Below are 13,805 nucleotides of genomic sequence, written 5' to 3'. Positions count from 1 at the left end.
CGTGGACGGGGGCGGGCCGCTGGTGTGAGGTCTCAGGCGGGCCTGAGGCGTACGTCGGCGGCGGCCGCGACCGTGCCGAGACGGGGGAAGTCGAACCGGACGGACGCCTCGTGCTCGGCGGCGGTGAAGGCGGCCATGGCGTCCTCGACGAAGACCAGGTCGTAGCCGAGGTCGGCGGCGGCGCGGGCGGTGGACTCGACACCGAGGTTGGTGGCGATGCCGCCGAACACCAGGGTGGTGACGCCGCGTTCGCGCAGCCGCTCATCGAGGCCGGTGCCCTGGAAGGCGCCGATGGTGCGCTTGACCACCTCCAGGTCGCCGTCGGCGGCGAGGCCGGGCACCAGCGAGCTGCCGGGCGGCTGTTCGGCGACCGAGGGGCGTTCCACCCGGACGAGGACGACGGGTGCCCCGGCGGTGCGGAAGGTGTGCGCCAACTCCTGGGCGGTGGCGAGCACGTCGGTGCCTTTGCGGGGTTCCAGGGGCAGCGCGACGATGCGTTCCATCAGGTCGATCAGGACCAGGGCGGTGCGCTGCGGGTCGAGAACGGAAGCTGCGGTCATGACGGAACGTTAGCCGCCGTCAGCCGTCCGTGCCGGAAATCCGGATCAACAGGCCAATGAACTGATCGCGTTCGGCGGCCGACAGCGGGGCGAGCAGCTCGTCGTTGGCGGCGCGGGCGGCCTGCTCGCAGCGGGCGAGGAGGCGGGCGCCGCGGCCGGTGAGGGTGACGGCGTTCTTGCGCCGGTCGCGGGGGTCGGGGGCGCGTACGACGTGGCCGGCGGACTGCAGGTCGTTGAGCACGCCGACCAGGTCCTTGGGGTCCAGACCCACGCTGCGGCCGAGGTCGGCCTGGGCGACGGGCTGCAGGTCGCGGACGGCCGAGAGGACCACGTGGTGCCACATCTTCTGCCCCTCGGCCGCGAGCGCGCCGGCGACCAGGGCGCGCCCCCGGGCGGCGGCGCGGCCGAGGAGCCAGCTGGGCAGGGAGCGGATCGCGGGCAGGGGTGCTTCGGCCATGGCGGGAGCCTACCCGAGAAAACGTTGGGCCTCCCAACGAATCTCGGCTACGTTGGACCTCCCCACGAATTCATGGGGATTCCCAACGGTTGAGAGGCCGGACCGCCCGGCCCGAAGCTGAGCCGGACACATCCGGCGTGGAGGTGTGCACGATGCGACGCGTCCGGTACGAGTCGACCGGCGGCCCGCTGTTCCTGGAGGAGACCCCCGTCCCCGAGCCCGGCCCCGGGGAGCTGCTGGTGCGCTGCGGCGCGGTCGGCGTCACCCTGCCCGTGGTCCGCAAGGTCACCGAGGCCGCCGAGCCGATCGCGCTGGGCGGAGAGATCGCCGGCGAGGTGGTGGCGGCCGGCGACGGCGTCACCCGCTTCCGGACGGGCGAGCGGGTGACCGGGCTGTGCTTCGGGCACGGGTACGCCGACTTCGCCCTGCTGCACGAGACCATGGCCTCCCCGGTACCGGACGGCGCGAGCGTCGTGGACGCGGTCGCGCTGGTGCGCGGCGGCCTGGTGGCCTACGGGGCGCTGGAGGCTGCGCGCCCGGCGCCGGGCGAGTCGGTGCTCGTCACGGCGGCGGCGAGCGGGGTCGGCCACCTGGCCGTGCAGCTGGCGCGGGCGCGGGGCGCGGGGCGGGTGGTGGGGGCCGTGTCGGATCCGGGCAAGGCGGAGTTCGTCCGGTCGCTCGGCGCGGACGACTGCATCCGGTACGGCGACGACAGCTGGGGAGATCCCGTCGACTGCGTACTGGATGCCGTGGGCGGCGACCTGCTCACCCCCGCCCTTGCCGCCCTGGCCCCGCACGGCCGGCTCGTGGCCTACAGCTCGGGCGGCGGCACCATCCGGGCGTACGACCTGCTGGTGGGGGCCAAGTCGGTGACCGGGTTCCAGATGGCCCTGATCGCCCGCGGCCGGCCGGACCTGTACGAGCGGTGGCGCCAGGAGCTGTGGCGGCTGTTCACCGAGGGCGCCCTGAAGCCCGCCGTACACGCGGAGTTCGCGCTGGAGGACGCCGCGAAGGCACACGAGGCGATCGAGCTGCGAGCCAATCTCGGCAAGGTGGTGCTGCGCCCGTAGGGCCTTCGCGGGTTCTGTGCGCCGCACGCTTCTTGTGGGGCGCCCTTGCCCCAACTACCGTCGACGGTGCGCACGTCGGAGATGGGATGTCCGGATGTCCAGATGTCCGGCCGACGAAGGGCAAGGTCGCACCTGCCGTCAGGTCTACGCGCCCGCCTCAGAGCCGTACTCACCACCGCTCTCAGCACGGCGGCACTGCTCCTGGTGCCGCTCGCACCCCCCACCCCGCACACGCGCACCATGCCGCAAGCACCCCCGAGTTCGAGCAGCAGGTCCTGTTCAGGGCCTCCCAACCCCGGCAACGCCTGCTTTCGCATACCGGCGATCGTGCGGACGACCGACGCCACGCTGCTGGCGTTCGCCGAGGGCCGGGTCCTCAACTGCGGCGACGCCGCCGACATCGACATCGTCGTCAAGCGCTCCACCGACGGCGGCCGCACCAGCGCATGGACAGCAGGTCCTTCTGCACCGGCGACATCGAGGAGGTGCACGTCTGGGACCGGGCCCTGAGCGACGAGGAGGTGTCGGACCCGAAGGCGCTCAGGTCACCGAAGGACACGGTGCTGTGGCTGCCCCTGGACCACGTGAGCGGCTGACCCGCGGCCGGCGCCCGGAGTCCGTTCCGGGTCCCGGGCCCGGCGCTTGGCGATGACCGCGCACACCATCAGCTGCATCTGGTGGAACAGCATCAGCGGCAGCACGGCGAGGGAGGCGTGGGCGCCGAACAGGACACTCGCCATGGGCAGCCCGGAGGCGAGGGACTTCTTCGAGCCGGCGAACTGGATGGCGATCCGGTCCTCCCGGCCGAAGCCGAGCGCCTTGCCGCCGTACCAGGTCAGGGCGAGCATCACGGCCAGCAGGACGGCCTCGACGGCCAGCAGCCCGCCGAGCCGGACGGGGCTCACCTGGTGCCAGATGCCGCGGATCATTCCCTCGCTGAACGCCGTGTAGACGACCAGCAGGATCGAGCCGCGGTCGACCATCCCGAGAATCCTCCTGTGCCGGGCGACGAACCCCCCGATCCAGCGCCGCAGCACCTGCCCCGCGAGGAACGGCACCAGCAGCTGCAGGACGATCTTGACCAGAGAGTCGGCGGAGAACCCGCCGCCGCTGTTGCCCAGCAGTCCGGCCGCCAGGAGCGGGGTCAGGACGATGCCGACGAGGGAGGAGAAGGAGCCCGCACAGATCGCCGCCGGCACGTTGCCGCGGGCGATCGAGGTGAACGCGATGGACGACTGGATCGTGGACGGCACCAGCGTCAGGAACAGAAGGCCCTGGTAGAGCGGCAGGGTCAGCAGCACCGGCACCAGGGCGCGGGCGGCCAGCCCGAACAGAGGGAAGAGCACGAACGTGCAGACCAGCACGGTGACGTGGAGCCGCCAGTGGCGCAGTCCGTCCAGCGCCTGCCGCGTCGAGAGCCGGGCGCCGTAGAGAAAGAAGAGGAAGGCGATCGCGGCCGTGGAGGCGCCGGAGGCGACGTGGGCGGCCGTGCCGTGCGCCGGGAACAGCGCCGCGAGGCCCACCGTCCCGAGCAGCAGCACGATGTACGGGTCGACCGGCATCCAAGTCGGCCAGCGCAGGCGTTTCACGGTGCTCCGATTGCAGTGTGGTCGTTCGGTCCGGGGCCGCACGGGCCCCTCTCGATGATCCTCCTCGGACCGCTGTTCGGGAATCCCGTATACCACTCTGACTGCCATCATGATTCGCGATTACCGATAGGCTGAGGGGCGTGTACGACCCGACACAGCTGCGTACCTTCCTGGCCGTGGCCCAGACGCTGAGCTTCACACAGGCCGCGCGCCGGCTGGACCTGCGCCAGTCCACGGTCAGCCAGCATGTCCGCCGGCTGGAGGACGCGACCGGTCGGCAGCTGTTCACCCGGGACACCCATGCGGTGGAGCTGACCGGGGACGGCGAGGCGATGCTGGGCTTCGCCCGCCGGATTCTGCAGGTCCACGAGCAGGCGACGGCGTTCTTCACCGGCACCCGGGTGCGTGGCCGGCTGCGGTTCGGCGCGTCGGAGGACTTCGTGCTCACCCGGCTGCCGGAGATCCTCGAGAGCTTCCGCTACGACCATCCGGAGGTCGACCTGGAGCTGACCGTGGAGCTGTCCGGGACCCTGCACGAGCAACTGGCCGCCGGAAAGCTGGACCTGGTGCTGGCCAAGCGGCGCCCGGAGGATCCCCGGGGCGAACTGGTCTGGCGCGACGACCTGGTGTGGATCGGCGCCGAGCGGCTGCGCCTGGACGCGGACCGGCCCGTGCCGCTGATCGTGTATCCGCCGCCCGGCATCACCCGGGCCCGCGCACTCGACGTGCTGGAACGCGAGGGACGCGACTGGCGGATCGTGTGCACGAGCGGCAGCCTCAACGGGCTGACCGCGGCGGCTCGCGCCGGGCTCGGCGTGATGGCCCACTCCAGGCGCCTGATCCCGCCCGGACTGTTCCGGCTGCCGGACCGCTTCGGCCTGCCGGACCTGGGCAAGGTCGACTTCGTGCTCGTCCACGGCCGCCGCCGGGGCACTGCGGAGGAGGCCGCGAACGCCCTGGCGGCGGCGGTCCTCGCGGGCGGGGAACGTCTGCGACGGCGGGGCGGCTGACGCCTCACGGCCGACTGCGGCACGTCCACCCGGACGGGAAGCGACGACGCCGGCGAGGCGGCCGGCCCCCCGGGCCGAACACCGTGCGACAGCTCGGGTACGCGCTCGGGGTCGCCGTCTTCGGCGCGGTGCTCACCTCGCGGATGTCCGGCGCGCTGCGCGGCCGGGTCCCGGAGCGCACCCTGCACACGGCGTTCGCGGCGGGGCTGAACGGTGCCCCGGTGGTGGCCGGACTTGCGGGCATGGCCGCGGGGGCGCTGGTGCTTCTGCTGGTGCGTCCGGGCCGGCCGGCGGCGGAGAAGGAGGAGGTCTCGCAGGCACGGAGGGCGGTGCCGGTGCACCGTTGACGGGCTGAACCGCGGCGGGGGCGGCCCGGGACTCCCGGGCCGCCCCCGCACGCGCGTCTTCACAGGCTCCGGCGCCTGCCGCATATGCGGCGATGGGGTCGGTGTGCGCCGTAATCGCCGCGTACAGATTCGGTGGAGATTACGGCACCGGAACTTACTGACCCGTCAGTATTGTGTCCGGCCCCTCCCCTTGTACGGGCATTTTCCGGTCACCGCACTGAGGAAACGTGACGTTTATTCGGTTTCCTACCCTCTCCCGCCCCGTGACGGCGTGGGGTAGCTTTCACCGCGCTGTGCCGAGCATCACGGGCGTGACCATGCAGCGAGGATCGGGGAGCGAGGTTTGCGCGAGTTCACCAACCCGCCGCTCACATCGGCACCGCCTGTGGGCGGTCTGGCCGATGTGGTCTTCGAGCATGCCCTGACGGACCCGGCGCACGTCGCGCTCGGCCGTAAGGACGCCGCCGGTCAGTGGCGCGACGTGACCGCCGCCGAGTTCCGCGACGAGGTCATGGCGCTCGCCAAGGGCCTGCTGGCACGCGGCATCCGCTTCGGTGACCGCGTCGCCATCATGTCCCGCACCCGCTACGAGTGGACCCTGTTCGACTTCGCCCTGTGGTCGATCGGCGCCCAGGTGGTACCCGTCTACCCCACGTCCTCGGCCGAGCAGTGCTTCTGGATGCTGTACGACGCCGAGGTGTCCGCGGCGATCGTGGAGCACGAGGACCACGCGATGACCATCGCCACCGTCATCGACCGGCTCCCGCAGCTGCGCCAGCTGTGGCAGCTGGACTCCGGCTGCGTGCAGGAGCTGTACGACGCCGGGGCGCACCTGGACGACGAGCTGGTGCACCGCCACCGGCAGGCGGTCACTCCGGAGTCGACCGCCACCGTCATCTACACCTCGGGCACCACCGGCCGCCCCAAGGGCTGTGTCCTGTCGCACGGCAACTTCATGTTCGAGGCGGACAGCGTGGTCAGGCGCTGGGAGCCGGTGTTCCACTCCAAGAAGGGCGACGAGGCGTCCACCCTGCTGTTCCTGCCGCTCGCGCACGTCTTCGGGCGGATGGTGGAGGTCGCCACCATCCGCGGCAAGGTCCGCCTCGGCCATCAGCCGCAGCTGAACGCCGCCGCCCTGCTGCCCGACCTGCAGGCGTTCCGGCCGACCTTCATCCTCGCGGTGCCGTACATCTTCGAGAAGGTCTTCAACGCCTCCCGGCGCAAGGCGGAGAAGGAGGGCAAGGCGGGGCCGTTCGAGAAGGCGGTCGACATCGCGGTGAAGTACGCGGAGGCCGTGGAGGCGAAGGCCTGGGGCATCGGGCCCGGCCCCTCGGCCGGGCTGCGCATGCAGCACCAGCTCTTCGACAAGCTCGTGTACGCGAAGGTGCGCGCGGCCATGGGCGGCCGGATACGCAACGCGATGTCCGGCGGTTCGGGGATGGACCGCCGGCTGGGCCTGTTCTTCGCGGGCGCGGGCGTGCAGATCTACGAGGGCTACGGCCTGACCGAGTCCACGGCCGCGGCGACCGCCAACCCGCCCGAGCGCACCCGCTACGGCACCGTCGGCCAGGCCATCCCCGGAACGACCGTGCACATCGCCGACGACGGTGAGGTCTGGCTGCACGGCGCCAACGTCTTCCAGGGCTACCTCAACAACCCCAAGGCCACCGACGAGTCCCTGCACGACGGCTGGCTGGCCACCGGCGACCTCGGATCGCTCGACGAGGACGGCTACCTGACCATCACCGGCCGCAAGAAGGAGATCCTGGTGACCTCCGGCGGCAAGAGCGTCTCCCCCGGGGTGCTGGAGGAGCGGGTCCGCGAGCATCCGCTGGTCAACCAGTGCATCGTCGTCGGCAACGACCGCCCCTACATCGCGGCCCTGGTCACCCTCGACCAGGAGGCGGTCGAGCACTGGCTGCAGATGCGCGGGAAGCCGAGCATGAGCCCGGCCCAGCTGGTGCGCGACCCGGACCTGGAGACGGAGGTGCGGCGGGCGGTGGTCGCCGCCAACACGCTCGTCTCCCAGGCCGAGTCGATCCGTACCTTCCGCATCCTCGCGCAGCCGTTCACCGAGGAACACGGCCTGCTCACCCCGTCGTTGAAGCTGAAGCGCAAGGCGATCGAGAAGGTGTACGACAACGAGGTCGAGGCCCTCTACCGATCTTGACGCCAGGGGGGACCGGTCTCCACGACGCACCGGTCGAGCCGGCCGGCACCGTCAGGAATGCGGCGCGGCCCGTGATCGTTGACCATGGGAGTAGCAGCTGTCGACAACCGAAGGATCAAGAGGCTCGTGAGCAGCAAGGTCCCCCCGATCATCCTCAACAACGGCATCGAGATGCCCCAGCTGGGCTACGGCGTCTGGCAGGTGCCGGACGCCGAGGCCGAGCGGACCGTCGCCCTGGCGCTGGAGGCCGGGTACCGCAGCATCGACACCGCGGCCGTATACGGCAACGAAGAGGGCACCGGCCGGGCCATCGCCGCCTCCGGCCTGCCCCGCGAGGACGTCTTCGTCACCACCAAGCTCTGGAACGCCGACCACGGGTACGACGCCGCGCTGCGCGCGTTCGACGCGTCGCTGGCGCGGCTGGGCCTGGACTACGTCGACCTGTACCTGATCCACTGGCCGCTGCCGGCCCGCGGCACCTGCGTCGGCACCTACAAGGCGCTCGAGAAGCTGCTCTCCGACGGCCGGGTCCGCGCCATCGGCGTGTCCAACTTCCTCAACGAGCACCTGGAGCGGCTGATCGCCGAGACCTCCGTCATCCCGGCGGTCGACCAGATCGAGCTGCACCCGCACCTGCAGCAGCACGCGGCCCGCGAGTTCCACGCCGAGCAGGGCATCGCGACCGAGGCCTGGTCGCCGCTGGGCCAGGGCAAGGGCCTGCTGGAGGTGCCGGCGATCGTCGCCATCGCGCAGAAGCACGGCCGTACGCCGGCCCAGGTCGTGCTGCGCTGGCACATCCAGCTCGGCAACATCGTGATCCCGAAGTCCGTGACGCCGTCCCGGATCAAGGAGAACATCGAGGTCTTCGACTTCAGCCTGGACGACGAGGACCTCGCGGCGATCAGCGCGCTCAACGAGGACCGGCGCCTGGGTCCGGACCCGGCCACGTTCGACATGGGCTGACGCCCGCGCCCGGCACCTCGCGGCCGTCCGCCCCCGGGAGTGCGGGACGGACGGCCGTACCCGTTCTCGGGGTCAGTCGCCGCGGACGGCGGCGTACAGGACCTCGAACTCCTCCAGCGTGACCACCGTGACGCGCGCCTTGGCCGCGCCCTCGCGCCGCACCGCGGCCTGGCGGGCCCGGCTCGCGGTGAACGAGGGGTGGTCGGCGAAGAGGACGCCGGTCATGCCGCGGCCGCGTTCGCGGTCCAGGAACAGGGCCGCGCCGGCGAATCCGGGCAGCACCTCCAGCCGGGGCAGCACACCCGTGCGGAAGGTGTCGGCGGCGAGGTCCGCGTCGGCCGGGTCGCACTCGAAACGGGTGATCCGCAGCCCGCCGCCGGTGAGGGGCCGGCGCCCGGAGTGCAGGACGGCGGCCTCGTAGTTCTCGACGGCGACGGTGCCGGCGAAGGGCTGCAACAGCTCCGGCCGCCGCACGCTCATCACCTCGTCGCTGTTGCGGCGCGCCTCCGCCGACTCCCACCAGCTGACCGTGAGCATCTTGCCCGGCTCACGGTCGACGAAGACGCCCGCGCCCCGGTAGCCCGGCCGGTCCTCCAGCAGGTCGTGCCCGCGGGTGTTCACAGCCCCGACGGCCAGGCCCAGCTGCCCCGGATCGCCGGTCGCGTACACCGTGCGTACGAACATGCGCCTCGCCTCCCGGAACCGTGACCACGCGGCCGATGACGGCCGACATATCCGGAAAAGTGCTTTTCTCCAGTCTTGCCACGGTCGGAAGTCACCGCAATACGCAGAGGTTTCGACAGGCGGCCTCCATGGATTGGCAGGGATATGACCATGAGCCACGGTAGGCATCATCAGTAAGGAAACTTTCCCAACAGAAGCGCCTCCCGCCGTGCGCCTTCGAACCCGGGCCTTCGCCGCGGCCTCCGGGGCCGCGCTGCTCGCCGCGAGCGTGCTGCCCGCGCACGCGGAGTACGCCGTCGTCGGCGACACCGGACCCACGAAGATCATCGGTGAGGCGTCGTGCGCCAAGGCCGCGGCGCTCGGCATCGACCCCGACCCGAAGACGGGCGGGGCCGACCCCGGCGTGACCCACGACCTGTTCAGGAACTCCAAGGTCTCCCCCACCGAGAGCCACAGCGCAGCGGTCTCCCTCGGGGACCAGCCGGCCAGGCGGTTCGTCGCGAACAACTGACCGGCGCAGTACGTCAGTTGGGCTGTCCCAGCGGGCGTACGACCACGGTGTTGACGTCGACCCCGGCCGGCTGCCGGATCGCCCAGACCACCGAGTCGGCGATCTGGTCGGCGGTCAGCAGATTCCCCGGAGGCAGACTGCCGAGGCCGTCCCAGAACGGGGTCTCCACCCGGCCGGGGGCGACCAGCGTGACACCGATCCCGAACTCCGTGACCTGGCGCCGGGTGTTCTCGGCCAGCCCGGTGACCGCCCACTTGGTGGCGCCGTAGAGGTTGCCGGGAGTGTTCACGAACCCGGCAACGCTGCCGACCAGCACGATCCGGCCGCGGGACTCCTTCAGCGCCTCGACGGAGGCCCGGACGAGCAGGGCGGGACCGAGGACGTTGGTGAGCACCATCTCGGGCCAGCCGGCCGGGTCGCCCTCGGCGACGGTGTCATGGGTGGCGAAGCCGGCGTTGGCGACGACCGTGTCCAGCCGGCCGTACGTCTTGAGCGTACGGTCGACGGCATCCTGTACATCGTCGAACGTCGCCGCGTTGCCCGCGACCGTCAGCAGCTCCTCGGGATCGCCGAGTCCGGCGGCGAAGTCCCGCAGCCGGGTCTCGGTACGGCCGGTGACGGTCACCCGGTGACCGGCGGCGAGCAGCTGCCGGGCGACGGCGGCGCCGATGCCGGTGGCGCCGCCGGTGACGAGTGCGACCGGAGAGTCGTTCATGCGAGGTCCCCCTGTGCGTCGGTGAGACCGGGAGTCCATCACTTGGAGCACTCTCGAAGTCAAGTGCGCGTTGACCGGCCCCCGTGCCGGGGCGGCACGGAGCGGGCGCGCCGTCGGTCAGACCGGCCGTACCGCCCGGTGCACCGTGTGGGCCGACAGGACGAACACGTCCGGGCGCTGGTGGACGCTGCGGGGGTCGGCGGGGTCGAGGAGGCGGTCGAGGGTGGCGATGTCGTCGGTGTCGAGGGTGTCGGTGAGGACGTCGCGGACGCGGGTCAGCGCGGCGACGACGAAGGCGCGGGCCCGCTCCGGTACGGGCGCGGGGATGTCGAGGAGGAAGCTGCGGGTGCCCGTGTGCTTCAGGCCGGCCGCGGTCAGCAGGGCGGGCCAGTCCTCGGTCTCGGCGACCGCGCCGGGCAGCTCGGCGCGCATCCGGGCGAAGCGGTCCTCCTGGGCGGCGTCGAGGCGCGCCTGGAGTCCGGGGCGGCCGAAGCCGATGTCCCGGGGGAGGTAGCGGGAGGGCAGGCCGCCCTCCAGGATGGCCAGCGTGCCGCCGGGGGCGAGCCGGGCGCCGAACGCGGCGAGCGCGGCCTTCTGGTCGCCGAGGTGGTGCAGGCTGCGGCTGGCCCACAGGAGGTCCACCGGGTAGTCGAGCTCGGCGAGGGACTCGGGCAGTTCACCGGCGAGGGTGTCGAAGCGGTCGGCGACACCCTCTCGGGCGGCCCGGGTCCGGGCGCGCTCCAGGAGCGGTCCGGAGCCGTCGGCGGCGACCACCCGCGCACCGGGGAACGTCTCGGCCATCAGGCAGGCGATCACCCCGGGCCCGCTGCCCGCGTCCACGATCAGACCGGGCTCGGTCACCTCCCTGCCCAGCCAGGCGAGCGCGCGCGCGTACGCCGGTGCGAACACCTCGGCCTCCGCCTCCAGCGTCGCGGCCATCGCGGCCCAGTCGATGTCGTCGCCGTGGGTGTGGCCGTGATGCGCGCCGTGCCCGGGGTGGGCGTGGTGGTCGTGTGCCATGGTGGTCAGCCTCTCGCTCGGGTGCGGCCAGGGTGCGACGGCGCACGGGGGCGGTGCCAGTTTCGTTGCCGGTGCCGCAAAAAACGGGATGCGCGGGAACGGGACGGGCGCCAGCATGGGGCCTTGTGGACGACGACCTGGCGCACCGTTTTCTCACCGACGGCTTCGTGAAGATCGACGGCGCGGTCCCGGCCCCGGTCGCGCGGGAGTGCGCCGGGCTGCTGTGGCGGGAGACCGGCTACGTCCCGGACGACCCCGGCACCTGGAAGGACCCCGTGGTGTGGGTCGGGGACATGGCCCAGGAGCCCTTCGACGCGGCGGTCAACTCTCCTGCCCTGCACGAGGCGTTCGATCTGCTCGTCGGTGAGGGCCGGTGGGCGCCGCGCCATTCGCTGGGCTCCTTCCCGCTGCGGTTCCCGCACGCCGAGGAGCCGGACGACGCGGGCTGGCACATCGAGGGGAGCTACCTGCCGGAGGGCGAGAGCTGGTCCTTCGCCAATCTGCGCTCGCGGGACCGCGCGCTGCTGATGCTGTTCCTGTTCAGCGAGGTCACCGAGGCCGACGCCCCGACCCGGATCCGGGTCGGCTCCCATCTGGACGTGCCCGCGCTGCTGGTGCCGTACGGCGAGGCGGGGGCCTCCGTCCTGGAGCTCGGCCCCCGGCTGGAGCGGGCCTCGACGCACCGCCGGCTCGCCCACGCCACCGGCCGCCCCGGCGACGTCTACCTCTGTCACCCCTTCCTGGTGCACGCGGCCCAGCCGCATCACGGCAGCCGGCCCCGTTTCATGGCGCAGCCGCCGCTGTATCCGGCGGTGCCGTACGCGCTGGAGCGGACCGACGGCGCGTACTCGCCGGTGGAGCGCGCGATCCGCCGGGGCCTCGGGCATTAGCGCCCGGAGCCCCGGCGGAGGTTCAGCGCGCCGGTGTCAGGACAGCGGCGGGTTGGCGTTCTGCATCAGCTGCCGGAACTGGGCGGAGAACCAGTGCCCGGCCAGCGGGGCGTCCGGCAGGGCGCCCGTCGGGTTGTTGCCGTTGCGGGCGTTGCCGCCGTACGTCGGGTCGCACATCCGGTCGAAGCCCTTGCCCTCGTCGTTGGCGACGGCGGTGCTGGAACCGTCGGACTCCCCCGGCGGCTTGGCCCACACGTAGGCGTCGATACCGGCGGCCGGGGCCGCGGTCGGCCGTTCGCCGAGACCGGCGCCGCTCTGGTTGCACCAGTTGCCGACGTGGATGCGCCGGTCGGTGCGGCTGCCGTCGACGTAGTCGTCCACGGAGGTCAGCGGTCCGGGACCGGTGGGCCGGGCGGTGCCGCCCCAGCCGTTGCGGGAGGTGTCGATCAGCATGCCGATGCCGGAGCCGAACCCGGCGGCGACCAGCTTGTCCCGCAGGGCGAGCGCGTACGACTGCTCGTCCACGTGCTGGTTCCAGTCCACCCACTTCGACTGGCGCACGGTCGTACCGTTCACGGTGTCGGTCACCTTGAAGTAGGGCTCCTCGGTGGCACTGTAGTTGGCGGTGTTGACGATGAACCCGGCCACGTCGCCCACGTCGGCGCCGTTGGTGGTGGCCACCTTGTAGAACTCCTGCACGGCCGGGCCGAGGTTGGTGTCCCAGCCGAGCCAGCCGTGGTGGGCGGCGTCCACGTAGTTGTAGACGTTGGGGATGGCACCGAGCTTGGACAGGGCGTAGGAGACGCCCTTCTCGTAGTTGCCGTTGCTCTTCATGGTCACGCAGGCGTCCGTGCTGGTGTCGGTGCCGCCGGCGTTGGTGACCAGGTTGGGCAGCGAGTCGGGCTCGATGACCGTGGCGATCCTGAGTCCCGCGTAGGCCGGGTCGGAGAGGATCGAGGCGATCGGGTCGATGTAGTCGGTCTTGTACTTGTCGATGTCGTCGGGGCCGAGTTCGCCGTTGGAGGCCAGGGCGGCGCAGTCGCGGCCGGGAAGGTCGTAGACGACCAGCTGCACCACCAGGTCGCCGGAGCCCTTCTGCTTCAGGGCCTCGTTCAGGTGGTCGCGCAGGCCCATGCCGCCGTTCACGCCGTTGATCGCGGCGATCCGGTCGAGCCAGACGGCGGTGGGCTGGCCGGAGATGCGGCTGCCGCCCGGTTCGGCGGCGGCGTGGGCCGACCACTCGGGGTTCACATAGACCTTGGCACCGGCGTAGGGGTTGTCCACCTTGCCGCCGGTGCCGCCCGTACCGCCACCGCCCGTGCCGCCGCCGTCGTCGACGTTGCAGGTGACGCCGTCGAGGGTGAACGTGCCGGGCACGGCGTTGGTGCCGCTGTAGGAGGCGTTGAAGCCGAAGCGGACCGAACCGCCGCTCGCCAGCGCGCCGTTGTAGCTCGCGTTGGTGGCGGTGACGTCGGCGCCGCTCTGGCTGATCTGCGCGTTCCAGCCGCTGGTGACCTTCTGGTCGCCGGCGTACGACCACTTCAGCGACCAGTTCGACTTGGCGGCCGCGTTGTTGGTGAGGGTGACGGCGGCGGTGAAACCGGTGTCCCACTGGTTCTGCACCTTGTAGTCCACGCTGCAGGGGACGGCGGCGGACGCGGCGGAGGCCGGCCCGGTGCCGAGCGCCGTCCCGGAGGCCCCGGCGACCAGCGCCAGGGCAGCGATCAGGGATGTTCTGGTACGACTCATGAGTGGGGTTCCTTCTGTCGTCCGGCGGACCTAGTGTCCTGAGTCTTTGATTCGGTTCAGATATCCGGTA

The 13,805-nt window shown here is 71.8% G+C and carries 14 protein-coding genes and 2 pseudogenes; 9 read left to right on the top strand and 7 right to left on the bottom strand.

Features of this window, described 5'->3' with window-relative positions:
* Positions 1-32: 32 nt before the first annotated feature.
* Both AC5WRT_RS29340 and AC5WRT_RS29335 read right to left on the bottom strand, forming a co-directional pair.
* On the bottom strand, positions 33-560 hold the full coding sequence (locus AC5WRT_RS29340; protein WP_496097212.1) for an isochorismatase family protein: 528 nt from the start codon (positions 558-560) through the stop codon (positions 33-35).
* 19 nt (positions 561-579) lie between these two features.
* Positions 580-1,017: a MarR family winged helix-turn-helix transcriptional regulator gene (locus AC5WRT_RS29335; protein WP_496097213.1), complete on the bottom strand. Its 438-nt coding sequence runs from the start codon at positions 1,015-1,017 to the stop codon at positions 580-582.
* A 152-nt stretch (positions 1,018-1,169) separates the two neighbouring features.
* Here AC5WRT_RS29335 and AC5WRT_RS29330 point away from each other — a divergent pair, with 152 nt between their 5' ends.
* The 3 genes and pseudogenes from AC5WRT_RS29330 to AC5WRT_RS29320 all read left to right on the top strand — a co-directional run bounded on the left by AC5WRT_RS29330 (position 1,170) and on the right by AC5WRT_RS29320 (position 2,683).
* Complete coding sequence (locus tag AC5WRT_RS29330; protein WP_496097214.1) at positions 1,170-2,087, top strand: quinone oxidoreductase family protein; 918 nt, start codon at positions 1,170-1,172, stop codon at positions 2,085-2,087.
* A gap of 132 nt (positions 2,088-2,219) precedes the next feature.
* Positions 2,220-2,528: pseudogene (locus tag AC5WRT_RS29325) on the top strand (laminin G); the annotation flags it as partial.
* A gap of 5 nt (positions 2,529-2,533) precedes the next feature.
* The gene (locus tag AC5WRT_RS29320; protein ID WP_496097232.1) at positions 2,534-2,683 is read left to right on the top strand and encodes a hypothetical protein; all 150 of its coding nucleotides are present in this window, start codon (positions 2,534-2,536) and stop codon (positions 2,681-2,683) included.
* Here the strand turns inward: AC5WRT_RS29320 and AC5WRT_RS29315 are convergent.
* Positions 2,633-3,676: a bile acid:sodium symporter family protein gene (locus tag AC5WRT_RS29315; RefSeq protein ID WP_496097215.1), complete on the bottom strand. Its 1,044-nt coding sequence runs from the start codon at positions 3,674-3,676 to the stop codon at positions 2,633-2,635. The two genes, AC5WRT_RS29320 and AC5WRT_RS29315, sit on opposite strands and share 51 nt — an antisense overlap.
* Positions 3,677-3,816: 140 nt before the next feature.
* Here AC5WRT_RS29315 and AC5WRT_RS29310 point away from each other — a divergent pair, with 140 nt between their 5' ends.
* The 4 genes from AC5WRT_RS29310 to AC5WRT_RS29295 all read left to right on the top strand — a co-directional run bounded on the left by AC5WRT_RS29310 (position 3,817) and on the right by AC5WRT_RS29295 (position 8,166).
* Positions 3,817-4,686, top strand: coding sequence for a LysR substrate-binding domain-containing protein (locus AC5WRT_RS29310; RefSeq protein WP_496097216.1), 870 nt, complete (start codon positions 3,817-3,819; stop codon positions 4,684-4,686).
* An 83-nt stretch (positions 4,687-4,769) separates the two neighbouring features.
* Complete coding sequence (locus AC5WRT_RS29305) at positions 4,770-5,033, top strand: hypothetical protein (protein ID WP_496100772.1); 264 nt, start codon at positions 4,770-4,772, stop codon at positions 5,031-5,033.
* A 343-nt stretch (positions 5,034-5,376) separates the two neighbouring features.
* Entirely contained in the window at positions 5,377-7,203 is a 1,827-nt protein-coding gene (locus AC5WRT_RS29300) for an AMP-dependent synthetase/ligase (protein ID WP_496100771.1), read from the top strand.
* A 126-nt stretch (positions 7,204-7,329) separates the two neighbouring features.
* A complete protein-coding gene (locus AC5WRT_RS29295) occupies positions 7,330-8,166 on the top strand; it encodes an aldo/keto reductase (protein ID WP_496097219.1) in 837 nt (278 codons plus the stop codon).
* 72 nt (positions 8,167-8,238) lie between these two features.
* On the opposite strand, the gene AC5WRT_RS29290 is transcribed toward AC5WRT_RS29295, so the two are convergent.
* A complete protein-coding gene (locus tag AC5WRT_RS29290) occupies positions 8,239-8,850 on the bottom strand; it encodes a hypothetical protein (RefSeq protein WP_496097220.1) in 612 nt (203 codons plus the stop codon).
* Between the two features lie 286 nt (positions 8,851-9,136).
* Here AC5WRT_RS29290 and AC5WRT_RS29285 point away from each other — a divergent pair.
* Positions 9,137-9,361 (top strand): annotated as a pseudogene (locus AC5WRT_RS29285) (glycoside hydrolase family 75 protein); the annotation flags it as partial.
* A gap of 13 nt (positions 9,362-9,374) precedes the next feature.
* On the opposite strand, the gene AC5WRT_RS29280 reads toward AC5WRT_RS29285, so the two are convergent.
* A complete protein-coding gene (locus tag AC5WRT_RS29280) occupies positions 9,375-10,076 on the bottom strand; it encodes an SDR family oxidoreductase (protein ID WP_496100770.1) in 702 nt (233 codons plus the stop codon).
* Between the two features lie 117 nt (positions 10,077-10,193).
* Positions 10,194-11,096, bottom strand: a complete 903-nt coding sequence (locus AC5WRT_RS29275; protein WP_496100769.1) for a class I SAM-dependent methyltransferase — start codon at positions 11,094-11,096, stop codon at positions 10,194-10,196.
* A 125-nt stretch (positions 11,097-11,221) separates the two neighbouring features.
* On the opposite strand from AC5WRT_RS29275, the gene AC5WRT_RS29270 reads away from it, so the two are divergent.
* Positions 11,222-11,986 carry a phytanoyl-CoA dioxygenase family protein gene (locus AC5WRT_RS29270; RefSeq protein ID WP_496100768.1) on the top strand — a complete coding sequence of 255 codons (765 nt, stop codon included), beginning with the start codon at positions 11,222-11,224 and terminating at the stop codon, positions 11,984-11,986.
* A gap of 36 nt (positions 11,987-12,022) precedes the next feature.
* Here AC5WRT_RS29270 and AC5WRT_RS29265 read toward each other — a convergent pair whose 3' ends face one another.
* A complete protein-coding gene (locus AC5WRT_RS29265; protein ID WP_496100767.1) occupies positions 12,023-13,735 on the bottom strand; it encodes a glycoside hydrolase family 6 protein in 1,713 nt (570 codons plus the stop codon).
* Positions 13,736-13,805: the final 70 nt, after the last annotated feature.

This window comes from Streptomyces sp. NTD91 (assembly GCF_059510455.1).
The sequence above is the reverse complement of the archived record's forward strand: the minus strand, read 5'-3'. Positions and strand labels throughout refer to the sequence as shown.

Excerpts from the sequence above, each read along its gene's own strand:
- AC5WRT_RS29340 (WP_496097212.1), bottom strand. The coding sequence starts at position 560 with ATGACCGCAGCTTCCGTTCTCGACCCGCAGCGCACCGCCCTGGTCCTG.
- AC5WRT_RS29335 (WP_496097213.1), bottom strand. The coding sequence starts at position 1,017 with ATGGCCGAAGCACCCCTGCCCGCGATCCGCTCCCTGCCCAGCTGGCTC.
- AC5WRT_RS29330 (WP_496097214.1), top strand. The coding sequence starts at position 1,170 with ATGCGACGCGTCCGGTACGAGTCGACCGGCGGCCCGCTGTTCCTGGAG.
- AC5WRT_RS29320 (WP_496097232.1), top strand. The coding sequence starts at position 2,534 with ATGGACAGCAGGTCCTTCTGCACCGGCGACATCGAGGAGGTGCACGTC.
- AC5WRT_RS29290 (WP_496097220.1), bottom strand. The coding sequence starts at position 8,850 with ATGTTCGTACGCACGGTGTACGCGACCGGCGATCCGGGGCAGCTGGGC.
- AC5WRT_RS29280 (WP_496100770.1), bottom strand. The coding sequence starts at position 10,076 with ATGAACGACTCTCCGGTCGCACTCGTCACCGGCGGCGCCACCGGCATC.
- AC5WRT_RS29275 (WP_496100769.1), bottom strand. The coding sequence starts at position 11,096 with ATGGCACACGACCACCACGCCCACCCCGGGCACGGCGCGCATCACGGC.
- AC5WRT_RS29265 (WP_496100767.1), bottom strand. The coding sequence starts at position 13,735 with ATGAGTCGTACCAGAACATCCCTGATCGCTGCCCTGGCGCTGGTCGCC.